The organism is Paenibacillus sp. P2(2022), from assembly GCF_029522175.1.
Taxonomy (GTDB): Bacteria; Bacillota; Bacilli; order Paenibacillales; family Paenibacillaceae; genus Paenibacillus; species Paenibacillus polymyxa.
Genome location: NZ_JAKWFI010000002.1, coordinates 1 through 13,982, shown reverse-complemented (window position 1 = coordinate 13,982; position 13,982 = coordinate 1). Strand labels below are relative to the sequence as shown.

22 protein-coding genes are annotated in these 13,982 nt (G+C 43.3%); 4 read left to right on the top strand and 18 right to left on the bottom strand.

Annotated elements, in window-relative coordinates; all coding sequences use genetic code 11:
* From MMB75_RS07135 to MMB75_RS07055, 17 genes are all read right to left on the bottom strand, one after another.
* Entirely contained in the window at nt 1–441 is a 441-nt protein-coding gene (locus tag MMB75_RS07135) for a DUF5348 domain-containing protein (RefSeq protein WP_222821873.1), read from the bottom strand.
* 110 nt (nt 442–551) lie between these two features.
* Nucleotides 552–1,529, bottom strand: a complete 978-nt coding sequence (locus MMB75_RS07130) for a hypothetical protein (protein WP_222821874.1) — start codon at nt 1,527–1,529, stop codon at nt 552–554.
* A gap of 2 nt (nt 1,530–1,531) precedes the next feature.
* The gene (locus MMB75_RS07125; protein ID WP_261991066.1) at nt 1,532–2,056 is read right to left on the bottom strand and encodes a crossover junction endodeoxyribonuclease RuvC; all 525 of its coding nucleotides are present in this window, start codon (nt 2,054–2,056) and stop codon (nt 1,532–1,534) included.
* A gap of 5 nt (nt 2,057–2,061) precedes the next feature.
* Nucleotides 2,062–2,220 (bottom strand): hypothetical protein, encoded by a 159-nt coding sequence (locus MMB75_RS07120; RefSeq protein WP_193217078.1) that lies wholly within the window; start codon nt 2,218–2,220, stop codon nt 2,062–2,064.
* A gap of 193 nt (nt 2,221–2,413) precedes the next feature.
* The gene (locus tag MMB75_RS07115) at nt 2,414–2,608 is read right to left on the bottom strand and encodes a DUF6906 family protein (RefSeq protein ID WP_013372040.1); all 195 of its coding nucleotides are present in this window, start codon (nt 2,606–2,608) and stop codon (nt 2,414–2,416) included.
* 13 nt (nt 2,609–2,621) lie between these two features.
* Nucleotides 2,622–3,908, bottom strand: a complete 1,287-nt coding sequence (locus MMB75_RS07110) for a replicative DNA helicase (RefSeq protein ID WP_222821876.1) — start codon at nt 3,906–3,908, stop codon at nt 2,622–2,624.
* Nucleotides 3,874–4,887 carry a replication protein gene (locus MMB75_RS07105; RefSeq protein ID WP_222821877.1) on the bottom strand — a complete coding sequence of 338 codons (1,014 nt, stop codon included), beginning with the start codon at nt 4,885–4,887 and terminating at the stop codon, nt 3,874–3,876. Before MMB75_RS07105 ends, MMB75_RS07110 begins: the two co-directional genes overlap by 35 nt.
* Nucleotides 4,888–4,957: 70 nt before the next feature.
* Nucleotides 4,958–5,164 carry a hypothetical protein gene (locus MMB75_RS07100; protein WP_222822228.1) on the bottom strand — a complete coding sequence of 69 codons (207 nt, stop codon included), beginning with the start codon at nt 5,162–5,164 and terminating at the stop codon, nt 4,958–4,960.
* Nucleotides 5,157–6,071: a recombination protein RecT gene (gene recT, locus MMB75_RS07095; RefSeq protein WP_222821878.1), complete on the bottom strand. Its 915-nt coding sequence runs from the start codon at nt 6,069–6,071 to the stop codon at nt 5,157–5,159. Before recT ends, MMB75_RS07100 begins: the two co-directional genes overlap by 8 nt.
* 10 nt (nt 6,072–6,081) lie before the next feature.
* Nucleotides 6,082–7,029: a YqaJ viral recombinase family nuclease gene (locus MMB75_RS07090; protein ID WP_222821879.1), complete on the bottom strand. Its 948-nt coding sequence runs from the start codon at nt 7,027–7,029 to the stop codon at nt 6,082–6,084.
* Nucleotides 7,030–7,131: 102 nt separating this feature from the next.
* Entirely contained in the window at nt 7,132–7,377 is a 246-nt protein-coding gene (locus MMB75_RS07085) for a hypothetical protein (protein WP_068941095.1), read from the bottom strand.
* Complete coding sequence (locus MMB75_RS07080; protein WP_222821880.1) at nt 7,374–7,625, bottom strand: hypothetical protein; 252 nt, start codon at nt 7,623–7,625, stop codon at nt 7,374–7,376. Before MMB75_RS07080 ends, MMB75_RS07085 begins: the two co-directional genes overlap by 4 nt.
* Before the next feature lie 229 nt (nt 7,626–7,854).
* Nucleotides 7,855–8,103, bottom strand: a complete 249-nt coding sequence (locus tag MMB75_RS07075) for a hypothetical protein (protein ID WP_222821881.1) — start codon at nt 8,101–8,103, stop codon at nt 7,855–7,857.
* On the bottom strand, nt 8,100–8,381 hold the full coding sequence (locus tag MMB75_RS07070; RefSeq protein ID WP_222821882.1) for a hypothetical protein: 282 nt from the start codon (nt 8,379–8,381) through the stop codon (nt 8,100–8,102). The genes MMB75_RS07075 and MMB75_RS07070 overlap by 4 nt, the downstream gene beginning before the upstream one ends.
* Nucleotides 8,382–8,391: 10 nt before the next feature.
* Nucleotides 8,392–8,907 carry a helix-turn-helix domain-containing protein gene (locus MMB75_RS07065; protein WP_277507338.1) on the bottom strand — a complete coding sequence of 172 codons (516 nt, stop codon included), beginning with the start codon at nt 8,905–8,907 and terminating at the stop codon, nt 8,392–8,394.
* 137 nt (nt 8,908–9,044) lie between these two features.
* Nucleotides 9,045–9,353 carry a helix-turn-helix domain-containing protein gene (locus MMB75_RS07060; RefSeq protein WP_222821884.1) on the bottom strand — a complete coding sequence of 103 codons (309 nt, stop codon included), beginning with the start codon at nt 9,351–9,353 and terminating at the stop codon, nt 9,045–9,047.
* Complete coding sequence (locus MMB75_RS07055; RefSeq protein ID WP_222821885.1) at nt 9,353–9,640, bottom strand: XRE family transcriptional regulator; 288 nt, start codon at nt 9,638–9,640, stop codon at nt 9,353–9,355. Before MMB75_RS07055 ends, MMB75_RS07060 begins: the two co-directional genes overlap by 1 nt.
* Before the next feature lie 178 nt (nt 9,641–9,818).
* On the opposite strand from MMB75_RS07055, the gene MMB75_RS07050 reads away from it, so the two are divergent.
* Entirely contained in the window at nt 9,819–10,604 is a 786-nt protein-coding gene (locus MMB75_RS07050) for a helix-turn-helix domain-containing protein (RefSeq protein ID WP_222821886.1), read from the top strand.
* Between the two features lie 177 nt (nt 10,605–10,781).
* Nucleotides 10,782–11,006, top strand: a complete 225-nt coding sequence (locus MMB75_RS07045; RefSeq protein WP_222821887.1) for a helix-turn-helix transcriptional regulator — start codon at nt 10,782–10,784, stop codon at nt 11,004–11,006.
* A gap of 230 nt (nt 11,007–11,236) precedes the next feature.
* On the opposite strand, the gene MMB75_RS26210 is transcribed toward MMB75_RS07045, so the two are convergent.
* Nucleotides 11,237–11,566 carry a LytTR family transcriptional regulator DNA-binding domain-containing protein gene (locus MMB75_RS26210; protein WP_222821888.1) on the bottom strand — a complete coding sequence of 110 codons (330 nt, stop codon included), beginning with the start codon at nt 11,564–11,566 and terminating at the stop codon, nt 11,237–11,239.
* A 155-nt stretch (nt 11,567–11,721) separates the two neighbouring features.
* On the opposite strand from MMB75_RS26210, the gene MMB75_RS07040 reads away from it, so the two are divergent.
* Both MMB75_RS07040 and MMB75_RS07035 read left to right on the top strand, forming a co-directional pair.
* Entirely contained in the window at nt 11,722–12,429 is a 708-nt protein-coding gene (locus MMB75_RS07040; protein ID WP_222821889.1) for a hypothetical protein, read from the top strand.
* 128 nt (nt 12,430–12,557) lie between these two features.
* The gene (locus tag MMB75_RS07035; RefSeq protein WP_222821890.1) at nt 12,558–13,760 is read left to right on the top strand and encodes a tyrosine-type recombinase/integrase; all 1,203 of its coding nucleotides are present in this window, start codon (nt 12,558–12,560) and stop codon (nt 13,758–13,760) included.
* The last annotated feature ends 222 nt before the right edge of the window (nt 13,761–13,982 follow it).

The window sequence follows — 13,982 nt, the reverse complement described above, 5'->3', positions numbered from 1 at the left end:
TCAGCGTGCAATGTGTTTGTACCGAACGCGTAGCCCTTCAAGCGGTATGCTACGGTCATCGGCTAAGTAGTAATCATGTCCGTTGTGTTCGATACGCGAGAGCTTCCAGCGAACGCCGTCGTCATTTTGGTCCAGATACTCAAGTGTTTGTCCAGAAGTGAACTCCCGCCCATGCAAAGCATATCGACCGCCCATATTTTTAGTTAGGACGCCCTCGTCTACTACTTCTGCAAAGGCCTGGTCAAGCAATCGTTTAGCATCATCCAAAAGGTCGCCTACCCGGCAAAACATCCCACGGAGGTACTGATCATCCGGATTTCCTCTGTTGTAATGTGCTGTCCAATTTTCCTCAGCAGTGACAATCATCTGACTAACGCGCTGCATTCGTGGAAGCAATGCCTCCAATTCTACGGTTATCTTATTTTTCATAGATCCATTCATAGATATCGTCCTTTCGAGTTGAAATAAGATCATACGTTCCGTTTTATAGGTGCAAGTGGCCACCGTAGCCCGTGAGGGTAGGGGCCACACTGCTTTATGAAAGGAACGGCTTACGCCGCTCCCCCGTTTCTCATTTGCTTGGCAACCATCTTCTTGTAAGCCGTCCATTTAGTAGTGATCTGGCCACTGGTCAAGCCGATGCTTTTAGCAATCTGCATCCATGTCTTGCCTTCTTCACGACGCTGTTGAAGCAAAGTAGGGAAGTCAACAGGGATATCGTCAAAGTTAGGACGGACTTTCAGAATGTATTCCTCCAATTCTTCCTTATCGACTGTCGTCTGGGAATCTGTGTCAGTAGCAGGATTTGAGTCGTTCTCCGGCTTGTTGTTGTCCTTAGATTCATTTTCTTCAGTCTGCTCGGATGAATCAGTATTAGCATCTCCTTGCCCTTCCAACTGATCGTCATTTTGTTGTTCTTCTTGCTGATTGTTTACTGACTCCCCATCTTTCGGCGGTTCCGTATTGACTTGGCCTTGGCGCCATTCATCCCACTTGGCGGCCATTGGCGCGACCCGCTTTCGGTATTCATCCACCATAACCACAAACACGCCCACACCCATACCGATATCAGCAGCTATTTTCAGATAGGTGTCCCCACCGGCCAAGCGCTCTGTAATTTCCACAAAGTCATACTGCATGTCGTCAAAGCTTGGCGCCAGGCCGCTAAGTATAAAGTCCTGAATAACTTCAAGGTCAATCTGCTCTGGATCGGCTTTAACCTCCACTTTCTCAGGAGGAAGCCCAAGATCCATGGAGAGCTGCTCTCCTTCCGGCTTCGCTATAGATACCACACCACCATCATCCACGGTGTATTTCGTGATCGGGTTGCCCGTTCTGGCATTCTTCAAAACTTTGTACGTGACAATCTGTGAATCCAAACCTCCGATAATTTTAAGCTCCAGCATGCTTTGAAGCGTATTGTATTGGCCGTCCAGCTCAGAAGCTGGGATACTGATTGTAATTTCCGTTTCTTCCGATGACTTGAGATTGATCTTTTTAACCGTACCTTTGAAATTTATATAGCTCATCTTTAAGCCACTCCCTTAATGAAATTTTGATGATAGGCCCAGCAAAGTGCGATAGCGTCCGAAGGATCAAAAAGACGTTCCCTTATGTCCCCGATTTTGTATTTGCCCCGTGGGTCGTTTTTCTTGTATAGGACAGGAACCGCAATTTCGTCATAATCGAGGTCGAACAGCATCTGCATTTCCATGGCGACTGTCTCTTTATCCGCATTCCCTTTACCAGTCTGAATTTTAAGCTCCGAAGGCCGGATGCCTACAATCGGCTTGTCCAAATGCAGGGCAGCCAAGGAAACAGAAGTATACGCCCCGACAAGTGCTAGTACACTGTTGGCATTTTTAAAGTGAACTGGACGCTCCAGTACAATCAATTCCGGTTCTTCCTGCTCGATCAGTCGGAATGTGTCCTGGTAGATGGCGTCCAAAACACCAGGCATTGCAATTGACGAATAGTCCCTTAATCCAAAGTCTAGCGGCTTACCATTTCGCATTGTGGCCCAACCAGCAAAATTCGTGCCGTGGTCAATCCCCATAATCTTCAAAGCTGCTTCCCCCTCTTTTTACGCTTACGCGACTGCTTGACCAGCAACATACTGTGTTCAAGGACAAATACCTCGCCTATCACCCTGCCGCTTCGGTCTCGTACAGTTTGCTTTAACTGAGTTTGATACATCGGGTCCTTTATCTGGCGCTGCATGACCCGTCACCTCCAGCGATAGGCCAGTCACCAAGAATCAGGCGAAATTCGGCCATCCCCTCAGACAGCTCGCTCCGATCGATGTCCGGCAGCTCCTCGAGTAATTCCGATTCATTCGGAACTTGTCCAGTACGGACAAACCGATGTTTCAGGTACTCATAGACGCTCCAGCGCGTCCAGCATGACGGCTGCATCAGGCCCGTACCTTGTAAGGCTGCAATGCTCCATAGTGCTTATTTAGCAGCCACCGCTTTCCTGAGAATTTGTTTAGCAGCACGACCCCATCTGCTGTTTCCCGTTCTGAGACCCAGTTGTCCAGTGTCACACCTGGTCTGGCCTTTAACAATCCAATCTTTTGCTTTTTGGTGAGTCGTTTCCCCTGTTTCATGTCCGTTCCTCCCCTAAGCGATTTGTTGTGTGTCTTTCTCAAATTTGAGCTTCACCACTCCAGTAGGACCATTACGTTGTTTTGCGAGGTTGATTTCCAAGATACCCGGGTCTGGTGTGTCAGGGTTGTAGTATTCGTCCCTGTACAGCAGAAGGATATCGTCAGCAACCGCGCTGATTGCCGCGCTGCCTGATAAGTCTGAAACGAATGGTCTTTTATTCTGCCGACTCTCCACATCCTGCTTGACCTGAGATAAGCCGATCAGTGCGCAGTCACAGTCTTTTGCCGCCTTCCGTAGCTTTTGACAAACCCTGTGCAACCCAGAACCGCTGTTGTCGTTTCGTTCGGCAGGCTCAACCACTTCCTGCAGGTAGTCCACAATGACCAAATCAAGTCCTTCTTGCCGCTTCAATCGGCGCATTTCGGAACAAATGTACTCCGCAGTCACGCCACGGCTATCGTCGATATGAATTTTTCGCAGAAACTCCATCTGCATAGAAATACGCTCGATTTGTTCCGGCTTCAGATGCCCTGAACGTATAGCCTGCAGAGGAATACTGCACAGATTAGCGATCATCCGGTTATAAATCTGCGCCTTAGACATCTCCAGGCTAAAGTCCGCCACCTTATGCCCCCGCTGGGTAGCCCGCATCTTAATTTCATTGGCAACGGCTGACTTACCCATGCTAGTTCGAGCTCCAATGACAACCAGGTTAGTACGCTGGAACCCTAGCGTCAGTCTGTCCAATGCTGACCAGCCTGTCATAATGCCAAGCGCTCGAGAAGGATCTTGCGTTTTAAGTACCAAGTCCTCATACCACTGGATGATGTCGTCAACCGCCGTATCCTTTTGCAATGCTTTAGGACGAATATCCAGTGAACGCTGTTCAAATTCATCCAGTAATTCCTCAAACCCGCCTGATGACAAATCCAAAAATTTATCACGGTATTCACCGACCAAATCCAGCGCTTTACGACGAGCATCGGTTTCAATGAGCTGCCTGATATTCTGCTCCAGCATTGAAACTGCGACGGCAGAGCTGGCCAGTTTGGACAGATAGGAAACTCCACCCACCTTTTCAAGATGCTTTTCGAATACCGTTACCAACATGGTCATGGATAGTTCCTGTTCGGTCCGATGTAGTTCTAGTATCATTTTCAGCAGATTGCGATGCCAAGGTTGTGTAAATAAGCTTGGCTCTAGTGTTACGGCGACTTCCCCAACAAGGGAAGGGTCTCGAAAAAAGGAACCTAATATTTCAGCCTCAAGTAACTCCGTATTCAGCAAGTCGCTGCTCATCTGCCTTTCTCATCAAGATCGTAATGGGGTCGTCTTCCCGAATTTCTGCTTCCGCCGGTGAAGCCCGATCCATTCGGCGTTCCGTTTCCGGTCCCCCGCGTTTACGGTATCCTTCCAGCGTGCCACGTACATAAGCCAAACTCTTTTTATTCTGCCGAACGGCCTCACGCATGGCTTTTAGCAGCCATTCTCCCCCGTAATCGTCAAACAAGGTTCCAAGGTCCTCGCTTTCAAATTGGGTAACCTTTCCTGAGCCCGTAAAATTATTTTCGTAAGCACGGTAGATATAGCCAAAGGAATGATCCGAAGGAATCTCTCCTCCCCCACCCCTTTGTTCTGTATCTAATTCCTGTACAGTATCTAAAGATGTAGTAGTGTTTTTTTTAATAATTGCTTTAAATATTGTTTTAGAGAGCCGAAACCCCTTGGTATGACAGGAAAAATCACGCTTCACAGTTACCTTTTTAGTAACTGGCGAGTTACCTTTTTGGTAACTGAACAGTTGCCTTTTGTGTAACTGAGTTACCTTTTTAGTAACTCGGATCGGTTGCTTTTTGGGTAACTCAGTTACTTTTTTAGTAACTGGTTTGCCGAGATTTGGGGTATGAGTTTCTATGTTAATTTTGATTAATTCGTTCATCATTTTGGGGTCATATCGTTCCACCACATCTACGGACCACATATCATAATGCTTGTTGATCTGGAACACATTCATATGCTCGTCCCAAAACAGCACATGATTTTCAACCAGCTTTTTTAGTTCCTTTTTGATATGTTCTTTACGGACACCACATAGCTCAAAATGTTTAAGCATAGGGATTTTAGCCGATGGCTTCCCGCATCCCCAGCTCAGCGTGAGGACAAAATCAATAATGTCCCGCTGCCGCTGAGTAAACTTCCGCCGGATCAGCTCTCGATGTATTTCATGTGATATGCGTATATGTGCGTCCGTAGGCTGAGGATTTACATTGGAGTCCACCGGCTTCACCACCTAATCTCTTGCGTTTTATATATAAATACCGTTCGCTTCTTCACACCGCTTGAATCATTTACACACTCTGCTCCCTACCATCCCGCAGAAATATATAAGGGTACTTAGCTCGAACCACTGTCCAACCTGGATAACCCCGCGCGCAGTATTCTCGTACCTCGCGCTTAAAGGCTACAGGGTCGGACTCTTTAATCCGCCAAATGTGTTCACCGATCATACTGCGTAACAGCGGCTTGCCAGTAATCTCATCTATAGTCTCATTCAAATTCCAGTTCGTCCTGACCTGATCTATCAGCAGGCTGCTGCGAATCAGTATTATTTGGCTGAGCTGCATCACCTGTCTGATGTGTTTCACCGTCTTTAGGTTCGGCTGGCATATCAAAGACAAAAGGTTCATCGTTTGGAGTGATATCCTCACGTACCGTCTCATCCTGAGTAACCGCAGAAGCAATCTCTACACTGATAGGAAGCCACTTCCAGCCTGCGCGAACAACGGTCTTTTTGCACATCTCCACATAATCCGTCACCCAAGGCCCGTTATTTGCAGACTTTGAACGCTTTTTATGAGCTTCAATTTCGCTTATCGGCATGTAATGAATGAAATGACCGCCATCGTTGAATATTGCCACCATGTAAGCACCGATAACCTTGCCGGATTCAGCGGGTTTCACATCTCGACGAAAGAACCAAGGAACATGCTTCAGGTTTTCTTCCAGACCGTAGGTTAACTCTATGAAGTCATTTTCATATACTTCATGGGCAACAATGGATCTAATGTTGCCTGAGCGACGGGCCAAATCAATCATGCCTTTATAGCCAATGATGAATTGAACTTCCGTTGTGTTCGTTTTGTTGTTTTTGAATGGAATTAGGTAGCAGTGTCCCAATAATCCTGGCTCCAACCCCAACTGAGCAGACTGCATAACCGCTCCCATCAAAGATGCTATTGAGCATTCCAGCAGCTTGGGATTCGTGCGAATCGTCGTTAAGGCTATCCGGCTAAGGCGTTCAATGCTCATATGCTTTGGCATAGCCTCCGCAATCTGATATTTCATTTTGTCCATATAAGCTGCGATAGTCTGAGAAGGTGTAGGCGCATCGTTTTTTGCTCCAGCAGCCTTATTTTGAAGCTTTTTTTCAAGGGTTGCTCCGTTACTGCGTTGCCCTGCCATAATAGCCTCCTTACTTCACCAGAAAACGTCTTGAAGACGTGGTGTTTGCGTATTTTTCAAAGATGTGCGGCTGCTCCTGCTTCAAACGCTTAGTGTCCAGGCGTGTTGTTTGACTGGATTTCCATGTCAACAAAGGTTCACCGTCATAAACCGCCATTTCATGGTCACCCATCACGGCTTTCAGCTCGTTCTCTAATCGCTTGACCTGTTCCGCAGCCGCTTGTGCGTTCTCTTTAGCGACAATGAGCTTGTCCACAAGCAATGCCTGATCTTTCTCCAGCGTAATTTCTGTCGCTGGCCGAGAAGCAGGATACAAGCGATTCAGTAGCTCAGTCGAAGCAGCGCTACCGTCTACCATTGGTGGAACCCGCGGAATTACATGCTTGTTCCAAAACTCGTCCTCGATCTGTATGAGAGAATCAATAATGCCCTCGTTTCGCTCAACCAGCCTGTATTGGAATTTCTGACCACCGATTAAAACGGCGAAGTAACCATAATCCACACCAAGCACAGCCATGTAATGTTGGAGCTGAACTGCGTACTCATCAGGAACCTGATCGTCGGCCCATTCGCTCAGCTTATAGGCACTGGCTGTTTTACATTCCAGGATCCCAAGTCCTCGACCACCTTTGTCTAAAATCAGGCGGTCCACGTTACCCAACATAAATTTATGTGTAGGATGCTGATACATCTTATTGCTGCGTTGCACACGTAATCCGGTTTGGTTCATAAACTCACGAGCGACTAAATCCTCTAACTGGTTGCCCCAGTAAGCTGCTTCGCCTGGTTCGTCTGGTGCAATCTGATCCGTTTTTTCTAAAAAGACACTAACGGGTGATTTATACCGATTCAACCCGGCCACTGCAGATGCATCAGCACCACCGATACCACGCTTACGCAGTCTCAACCATTCGTCACGTTCAATACCTTTTGTAATAGCAGCTACATTCATAGCCATATACATATCGCTCCCTCTTGTTAGGAACGGTCACCCATGATAAGATGACCGTATTCACATATTTAGTTTTCAAAAGAACAAGTGATAGCCCGTTGCCGCGGGCTATTTTCTTATAATGAAAAAGCTGACTCGTTTCGGTACAACTTCGCTATTCGCTATCTTGAGGCCAGTATCAATGATGCTTTTGAACTGCTCTGTGACTTCTCGTTGTCCCACTTTCTTGATTTTCAGCGCAGTATAAAGCCCCACATTTAACGCGATAGCTTCTAAAAACTCATTAACATCCACAGATTCGTCGGTGCTAATTTTCGCAAAAAACTCCACCACTTTTTTATGAGTTGCGTTCATGCCGATTCTCCTTCCATGATTTCATCATGTTCCACGATCTGCCGATACTCGACGATAACAGGTGCATTCTCGATGCTGACAATGAGCTCATCATTTTCATCTAAAACATGGAATTCAGAATGGACATTATTTTCATACTCCGTACCGACTTGTTTAATCTCAATGACTTCGCAGCCATTTAGCTCCGTTCCAACTTCAAAAATCCTTGTTGGATTAGAGACAACGGTCAAACGTTGAATAACTTGCACAAAGTTTCCTCCTTCCGTATGTAATTTCAAGCAGGCTGGATTCGAACCAGCAGTCAGGCGCGCTCCGTCGTTTTCCGCCTGATATTTTCACCATCGCGTGTACACGTACCATCGTGCCGCTGCTTTATGATGCGTCAGCCGCATCTTCCGACGCCGAACGGGAGTTGGTTATGTTACCGTCCGACGCCGGAAGACAAGGCCGACATGGCCTGTCCGTTGCCAGCTTTTCCTATATCACTGGCGACATATTTCCGAAAAACTCCAGCCGCTCTTCTGCTGGCAGAAGATTTAGGCTCAGCAAGGCGTTATTCCATTGAAAGTAGGCTTCGTCCCGCTTCTGTAGTAGCTCCTGAAATTCAGATGAAAGAACTGAACCGCCCGCTTGCAGAAAAGCATATATTGCATCCGTATTGGCTTGCGTCCCTGCCTTCTTATCCAGAAAGTTTTGAATGAGGCGTTCCTTTAACTGTTGCATCACGCACCCTCACCCTTGCTTTCTCTCGCAGAAGGAGATAGAATGAGCAACACAAGAGACTTTAATCGAGTTCTCAAACCAAGCGTCCGGCCTGCCCGCCGGGCGTTTTTATTTTGTTCTTGAAAAGACAAGTGAAGATTCATCATGAATGCTGCTTGAGCAATACTTTTTTGACGATGACTCTCAGAAACGATTTCCGGATTTTGCAGCATCATGTTTAAATTGTGCTCTGCGTTTGCTGCAACAAATTTGGCTTCATCCTCTAATCTCTCGATTTCCATTTCTGCTCCCTCATTTCATATATTTTTTTGCCTTCAGGTCAGCTCGGTGTTCTTTCCAAGCACCCAACCAGGAAAACGAATACTCTTTACATAACACTGCCGCGAAATGCGTAAGAGCAGTAATAGCTTCAACCGCCTCCATCAGTAGACGTTTCATGTTCTGGCGCTCAGAATCAGTAAGCTGGTCAGCAGTTTTGCTAATTGGTACCTCAGCAGATAGAACAAGAACTTCCCTCATTTCTTCAACCGTCTTGAACAGTACACTTGCCCTATGTAGATCTACATTGTCCAGCCAAGGAGCAAAGGCACCGCCTGTTACTTCCCCGGCTGCTGCAATGTAAAGCTGGCCGTCATCATAATGCTCCGCCGCTTGTTGCATGAGCTCTTTCGATGGTTTGCGGGAGCCTTTGATGATCTTTCCAATTAATGAAGCATCCACGTGGGCAACTTGCCCGGCTGCGGTACGCGTTTCACCCCGTCGTTTTAAAACTTCATTAAGATTGGGACCAAACTGTCCAATTGACATGTTTTTTTCCTCTCCTTTGTCCGATTGATATGTTTATTACGGACAGAGGGCTGATGTAGTATTAGGTTGTAAGTTCTTCCCCCCGTATCCCCTCAACCCGCTAGAGCCGGTACAGCCTGGCGGGTTTCTTCATTTGTTTAAGCAACACTTCCTGTACGCTCCCAATAATCTTTGGCGTTATCCCGAATCCATTCAGTATGTTCGTTAATCCAAACCATCAGTGCATGAAGCGGAACTCTTGGGTGACCAAACTCTCTAATGACCGGAAAGTCTTCTCTATTAAGAAGTTCACTCGCCTTCGTACTACCAATTCCGAGAAATTCCATCAACTGCTTCTTAGTCATCAGCGACGGTAACTGATTTGGTGTATACTGCTTCATTGCCTTTGAAACAGCAGCGTCGATAATTGATTTAAGCTGGTCAGTGTCAAACTCCACTTTTAGCATCAGATGACCTCCTTCCTATCAGGTCTGTTCAAGCGCTTCAGCACCTCAGGTGGAATTTTTTCAAGATAAGCTGCTGCCTTTAATTCGATAGGATCAATATTTAGAACGTTAGCTAGTGCGTCATTAAGCTTGTTTGAAGCAGGTGAAGTTTTTCCATTTTGCAGCTTGCTTAGGTAATGCTTCGTGAGTTCGTTGCCAGTGATATCTCCAATGAGAGTGCATATTTTATCCAACTTTAAGCCACTACTTTTAATAGAATTTGCCAACAAATCAGAATATTTCTTCACTTCTATCACCCCTTGATAATTTGTGATTTTATAAATCAATATTATGTGATTTATATTATCACATTGATTATAAATGTCAACAACAAATGATATAAAATTATCAATAATGTATGTGTTGATAATTTTTTGTCAACTATGAGATAATCGAAATGAAACACGAAGGAGTTGTTAAGAAAAAATGAAGTATTCTAATCTGTTGAAGGGGTATATTAAAAATTCGAGGCTTACTCTCGAAGAAATATGCAAGCAATTAGAACAAGAAGGGCTTTCGATGAGTCGAGAACACCTCAGCCGGTTGCAAAATGGAAAAACCCCCCCTACTTCAGATGAACTCAATAGAGCACTTGCGAAGATAACGGGGGGGAATGCTGAAGAACTAATTATGGCCTCTTTTATTGAAAAGGCTCCTCCTGAAGTAAAAAAACTACTTGAAGAAGGAAGTAAACAGCGAGAAGCGTCTCAATTAATAAGAAAACTAAATGACTATATAGACTATTACCTTAATTTCGGTACGATCAGTGATGATATCTTAGGTTCTATCCATGAAATTGTAGGCGATATGAAAGAATTTGATATTGACTTCTATATGTTAAAGAAAGACCCTGTCAGCTCATATAAGTCCATTATTGTTAAACTAACAATTTATTTGTTAACACAAGATGAGCAGCCAGAAAAAAACAATAAAGATCCTAAAACCATGGATGAAGTAATGAAGAGTTTCATGGATGATATATACGAAAGGTCGGAGATTTATAGAGCGGCTCACAATGGTATGCTGCTACTGTCTCAAAATGAAACTGATGGAACCATAAAATCTATAGGCAATGATATAGATAAACAGACAAAAGACAAATTGTCTTTCTTTACCGAATTAGAGTCAGATCTCGGACTTGATTTGACTGATCCTAATGTTCAAAAAAAGCTCAAGAGAGCAGCTAAAATCATCTTCTCCGACGAAGATTGATTCTATTTTTGGCAACAGAACAGCCAATTCTTCTTCTTTAAAATTTAGTTTTTTCTTCAATTTCATTAGTTTGATTTCGTTCATAGATGCCACTTCCGTATCTAATTTTTTTGTCCTCTAATTAACTAATCGATTAGATAATGACAACCCTATAAAATAACTCTGCGAGGCATGATCATGTCCATAAAACCTGGTCGTTGCCTGCTGAAACAAAGGTTGCGCGAAATACGAAAAGATCAGCAATGGTTGAGTGACACTACAGGGATTACAAAGTCTCAGATCTCCGAATACGCCAACAATAGGCGGCTGATGTCCCTGACAACTGCTATGAATATTGCTTCAGCAATCGGCTGTCACATTGATGATCTTTATGAGCGAATCGAACTCAGCAGCACTGAGTGACACTATGTCACTCCGACCAGGTAAAAGTTCGCTCTTTAGTGAACTCTCCTTGCCGATCTTCCTCTCAGGTTCATTTAAAGCCACTGATTGTCGAATTTTAAGGTATTATGTTGTACAAACGTTTGTAGAATTAACTTTAACATGGCTGGATGGTCGGAGTCTGTCGAAATGTAGCACCAATCAGGCTGATTTAAGGGGGGTTAAACCATGTTTAAGGGGGATTGACAAGCCTACAGTTTTGTTCTTATTCGTACAAAACTCCCATCATCAAAGAATACTTTACTGCCACGATCGTCCGTTTCAGTTTGTTTAATCATGTTCTCGTTTATAACCGTTGAGCGATCATATGACTTGAAGCCATACTTAGCATATGCCTTTGAAATGTCCTTTAAAGTTCTTAGACCTATGTATGAGCCCGTTGAGGTATGATAGGCAGGACAGCATTCCCTACTCTTAGTTGGCTGCCACAAATCAATGTAATTCACATCATATAAGGAAATTTCGACAAAATCCGAGTCACTCCCGTCACGATCATGAATTTTTACGCACGTTAATATCACTCTGACTACTCCTGTTGTTTTTTTACTTTATGATAGAACAGCACGTAACAACCTACAAAGTATTACATATTCATTGTCAGTTTTCGATAATAAAATTAACAAGATAAAATTAGCAATTTCCCAGCCGATGGGGTCATAGAAGGATGTAAAGAAAAATGTTTTATACGCTTTTGATTGTAATCAGTTCCGCTTGCTTTGTGCTTTTTCTCGTTTGGGGAATAATATCTTCATTTAGGCGAACTAAAAAGGCTAGATGGAGTTTTCTAATCTCACTTTTGGGTCTATTAATACTTTGTATAGTTGCACCTAGCGACGAGTCTAAACCTGTATCTAAGGGGGACTCAGCTCAAGAACAAGCCAATGTATCTCCTAATGTAAGTGAAGAAGATGTTGAGAGCACACCTTTATTTAGTGATTCCGATAGGAAAAAGGCCCTTCAAGTCGAAGGTGTCCTTTATAAGTATCAAAGTGAAATGGCTCCCTATGAGCAGAATGGCGCTGGGGTGCTTGATAAGAGCAAAAAAATCGATGATGCTGCCCTTTGTAAGGAACTTCAACAAGTCAATGAGAAATATAAAGAGACAATAAAAAAAATTAATTCTATAACAATTCCTGACGAGTTACATAGCGACTTGAAGGATAACTTGGAAAACGTATTAAGAAGTGCAAAAGGATACTATACTTCTCGCTCCTTAGCATATGAATCTTTCTTAAAGTATATTAAAGAGCCAGACGAAACACACATTGATACAATGCGCCAGCAATTGATGGATGCCGGAGATTTTTCTAGAGAGTACAAAATGTATGTGACTATGCTATTTGGAAAAACAGGGATGCCTAATGACATGAAAGACAAAGAATAAAAAAATTTTCAAACGCTAAGATCTTTTGTACAATAACATTAATTAAACATTTTATAAATCAGGCCCTTCCGGGCTTTTATTTTCACCATTAAAGCGAACATTTGTACCTATATAAGGAGATAGAATGTATGGCATCTTTCACTAAAATTAAAGCAAACAATAAACAGGGCTATAAATGGATTTGTACAGTAGACGGCCTACCTAATCCTGTAACTGGTAAGAGAAATCAGATTGCACGTCGAGGTGATACTAAAAAGCAAGCTGAGGAGCGGGTACAGAAAGTCGTAGATGCCCAAAAAAATCATGGAATAGACACAAAGAAAATCAAGAAGCTAACGTTCGAACAGGTAGCCTGGGATTGGTTAAAAACTTATTCCAAGAGCAAAGTAAAGAAAAACACCGTGAGAGTTAGAGAAAAAGAGATTAAGATCCTACTAAGATATATTGCTAAGGTCATAATAGACAAGGTTACACATAAACAGTATCAGAATATCTTAAACGATTTAGATGATAAAGAGTATGCTAGGACAACCATTGAGGGCGTACATGTAACTGCAAATATGATTATGAAATATGCAATAAAAAACAAAATGAGATTGGATAATCCATGTTCGGGGGCAGTTATCCCGGCGAAATTGTTGACGGTAGAGGAAATTGAAAATAGCCCAATCGAGGATGGTTACTTAGAAAAACATGAGCTGGCTGAATTTTTAAATGCAGTTAATGAACATGGTTTACCTGATGACATTGAAATCTTTCACTTGCTTGCCTTTTCAGGGATGCGATCTGGGGAACTCTGTGCTTTAAAAGATACGGACTTTAACTTTGAGTTAAATGAGTTACGAATAACCAAGACACTTTATAATCCTGATAATAATATGCGTAAATACACTCTAACTCCGCCCAAATCTACAGGGTCTATCCGTAAATTTAATATAATTGATAATGTTATGAGTTTACTCCAAAGACACATTGTTAAACAACAAGCTCTCAGACTTGAATACAAGAAACTATTTGATGATTATCATGAAAACAACTTTGTTTTTGCCCACAAGAACGGCTACCCACTCATTCAAAAAAATATATTAATCCGTATGGAACGTATTCTCAAGAAAACCTCAATTAAAAAGAAAGCTACTCCTCACATTTTTCGGCACACTCACATATCGATGCTGACTGAAGCTGAAGTTGATCTCAAAACGATCATGAAGCGAGTTGGTCACGATGACGCAAAAACTACATTGAAAGTCTATACGCACGTTACGGAGAAAATGAAGAAAAATGCCAATGAGAAGATTAAAAATCACTTCGCAGACATCCTTCAAATCTGACTGGTTGCAGAGAATGTGATTTTTATGTGATTTTATAGAAAAGGGCTCCCTCTCGGGAGCCCTTTAAATAGCGGGATTACAGGGTTTTGAGACCCTTATTACATCATGCCGCCCATGCCGCTTTTACCTGTGTTATTGATGAATACATATGAATATAAAGGGTTTTTACTGTGCTATTTATGAACTGATAAGAACCAAAATCACTACGTTGCGTTAACTTTC

What these genes read in the sequence shown, in the direction of transcription:
- MMB75_RS07130 (WP_222821874.1), bottom strand. Translation starts at nt 1,529, where the DNA reads ATGAGCTATATAAATTTCAAAGGTACGGTTAAAAAGATCAATCTCAAG.
- MMB75_RS07120 (WP_193217078.1), bottom strand. Translation starts at nt 2,220, where the DNA reads ATGCAGCGCCAGATAAAGGACCCGATGTATCAAACTCAGTTAAAGCAA.
- MMB75_RS07070 (WP_222821882.1), bottom strand. Translation starts at nt 8,381, where the DNA reads ATGGAAATCGAGAGATTAGAGGATGAAGCCAAATTTGTTGCAGCAAAC.
- MMB75_RS07110 (WP_222821876.1), bottom strand. Translation starts at nt 3,908, where the DNA reads ATGAGCAGCGACTTGCTGAATACGGAGTTACTTGAGGCTGAAATATTA.
- MMB75_RS07085 (WP_068941095.1), bottom strand. Translation starts at nt 7,377, where the DNA reads ATGAACGCAACTCATAAAAAAGTGGTGGAGTTTTTTGCGAAAATTAGC.
- MMB75_RS07035 (WP_222821890.1), top strand. Translation starts at nt 12,558, where the DNA reads ATGGCATCTTTCACTAAAATTAAAGCAAACAATAAACAGGGCTATAAA.
- MMB75_RS07090 (WP_222821879.1), bottom strand. Translation starts at nt 7,029, where the DNA reads ATGGCTATGAATGTAGCTGCTATTACAAAAGGTATTGAACGTGACGAA.
- MMB75_RS07045 (WP_222821887.1), top strand. Translation starts at nt 10,782, where the DNA reads ATGTCCATAAAACCTGGTCGTTGCCTGCTGAAACAAAGGTTGCGCGAA.
- MMB75_RS07060 (WP_222821884.1), bottom strand. Translation starts at nt 9,353, where the DNA reads ATGCTAAAAGTGGAGTTTGACACTGACCAGCTTAAATCAATTATCGAC.
- MMB75_RS07135 (WP_222821873.1), bottom strand. Translation starts at nt 441, where the DNA reads ATGAATGGATCTATGAAAAATAAGATAACCGTAGAATTGGAGGCATTG.
- MMB75_RS07040 (WP_222821889.1), top strand. Translation starts at nt 11,722, where the DNA reads ATGTTTTATACGCTTTTGATTGTAATCAGTTCCGCTTGCTTTGTGCTT.
- MMB75_RS07125 (WP_261991066.1), bottom strand. Translation starts at nt 2,056, where the DNA reads ATGGGGATTGACCACGGCACGAATTTTGCTGGTTGGGCCACAATGCGA.
- recT (WP_222821878.1), bottom strand. Translation starts at nt 6,071, where the DNA reads ATGGCAGGGCAACGCAGTAACGGAGCAACCCTTGAAAAAAAGCTTCAA.
- MMB75_RS07065 (WP_277507338.1), bottom strand. Translation starts at nt 8,907, where the DNA reads ATGTCAATTGGACAGTTTGGTCCCAATCTTAATGAAGTTTTAAAACGA.
- MMB75_RS07050 (WP_222821886.1), top strand. Translation starts at nt 9,819, where the DNA reads ATGAAGTATTCTAATCTGTTGAAGGGGTATATTAAAAATTCGAGGCTT.
- MMB75_RS07115 (WP_013372040.1), bottom strand. Translation starts at nt 2,608, where the DNA reads ATGAAACAGGGGAAACGACTCACCAAAAAGCAAAAGATTGGATTGTTA.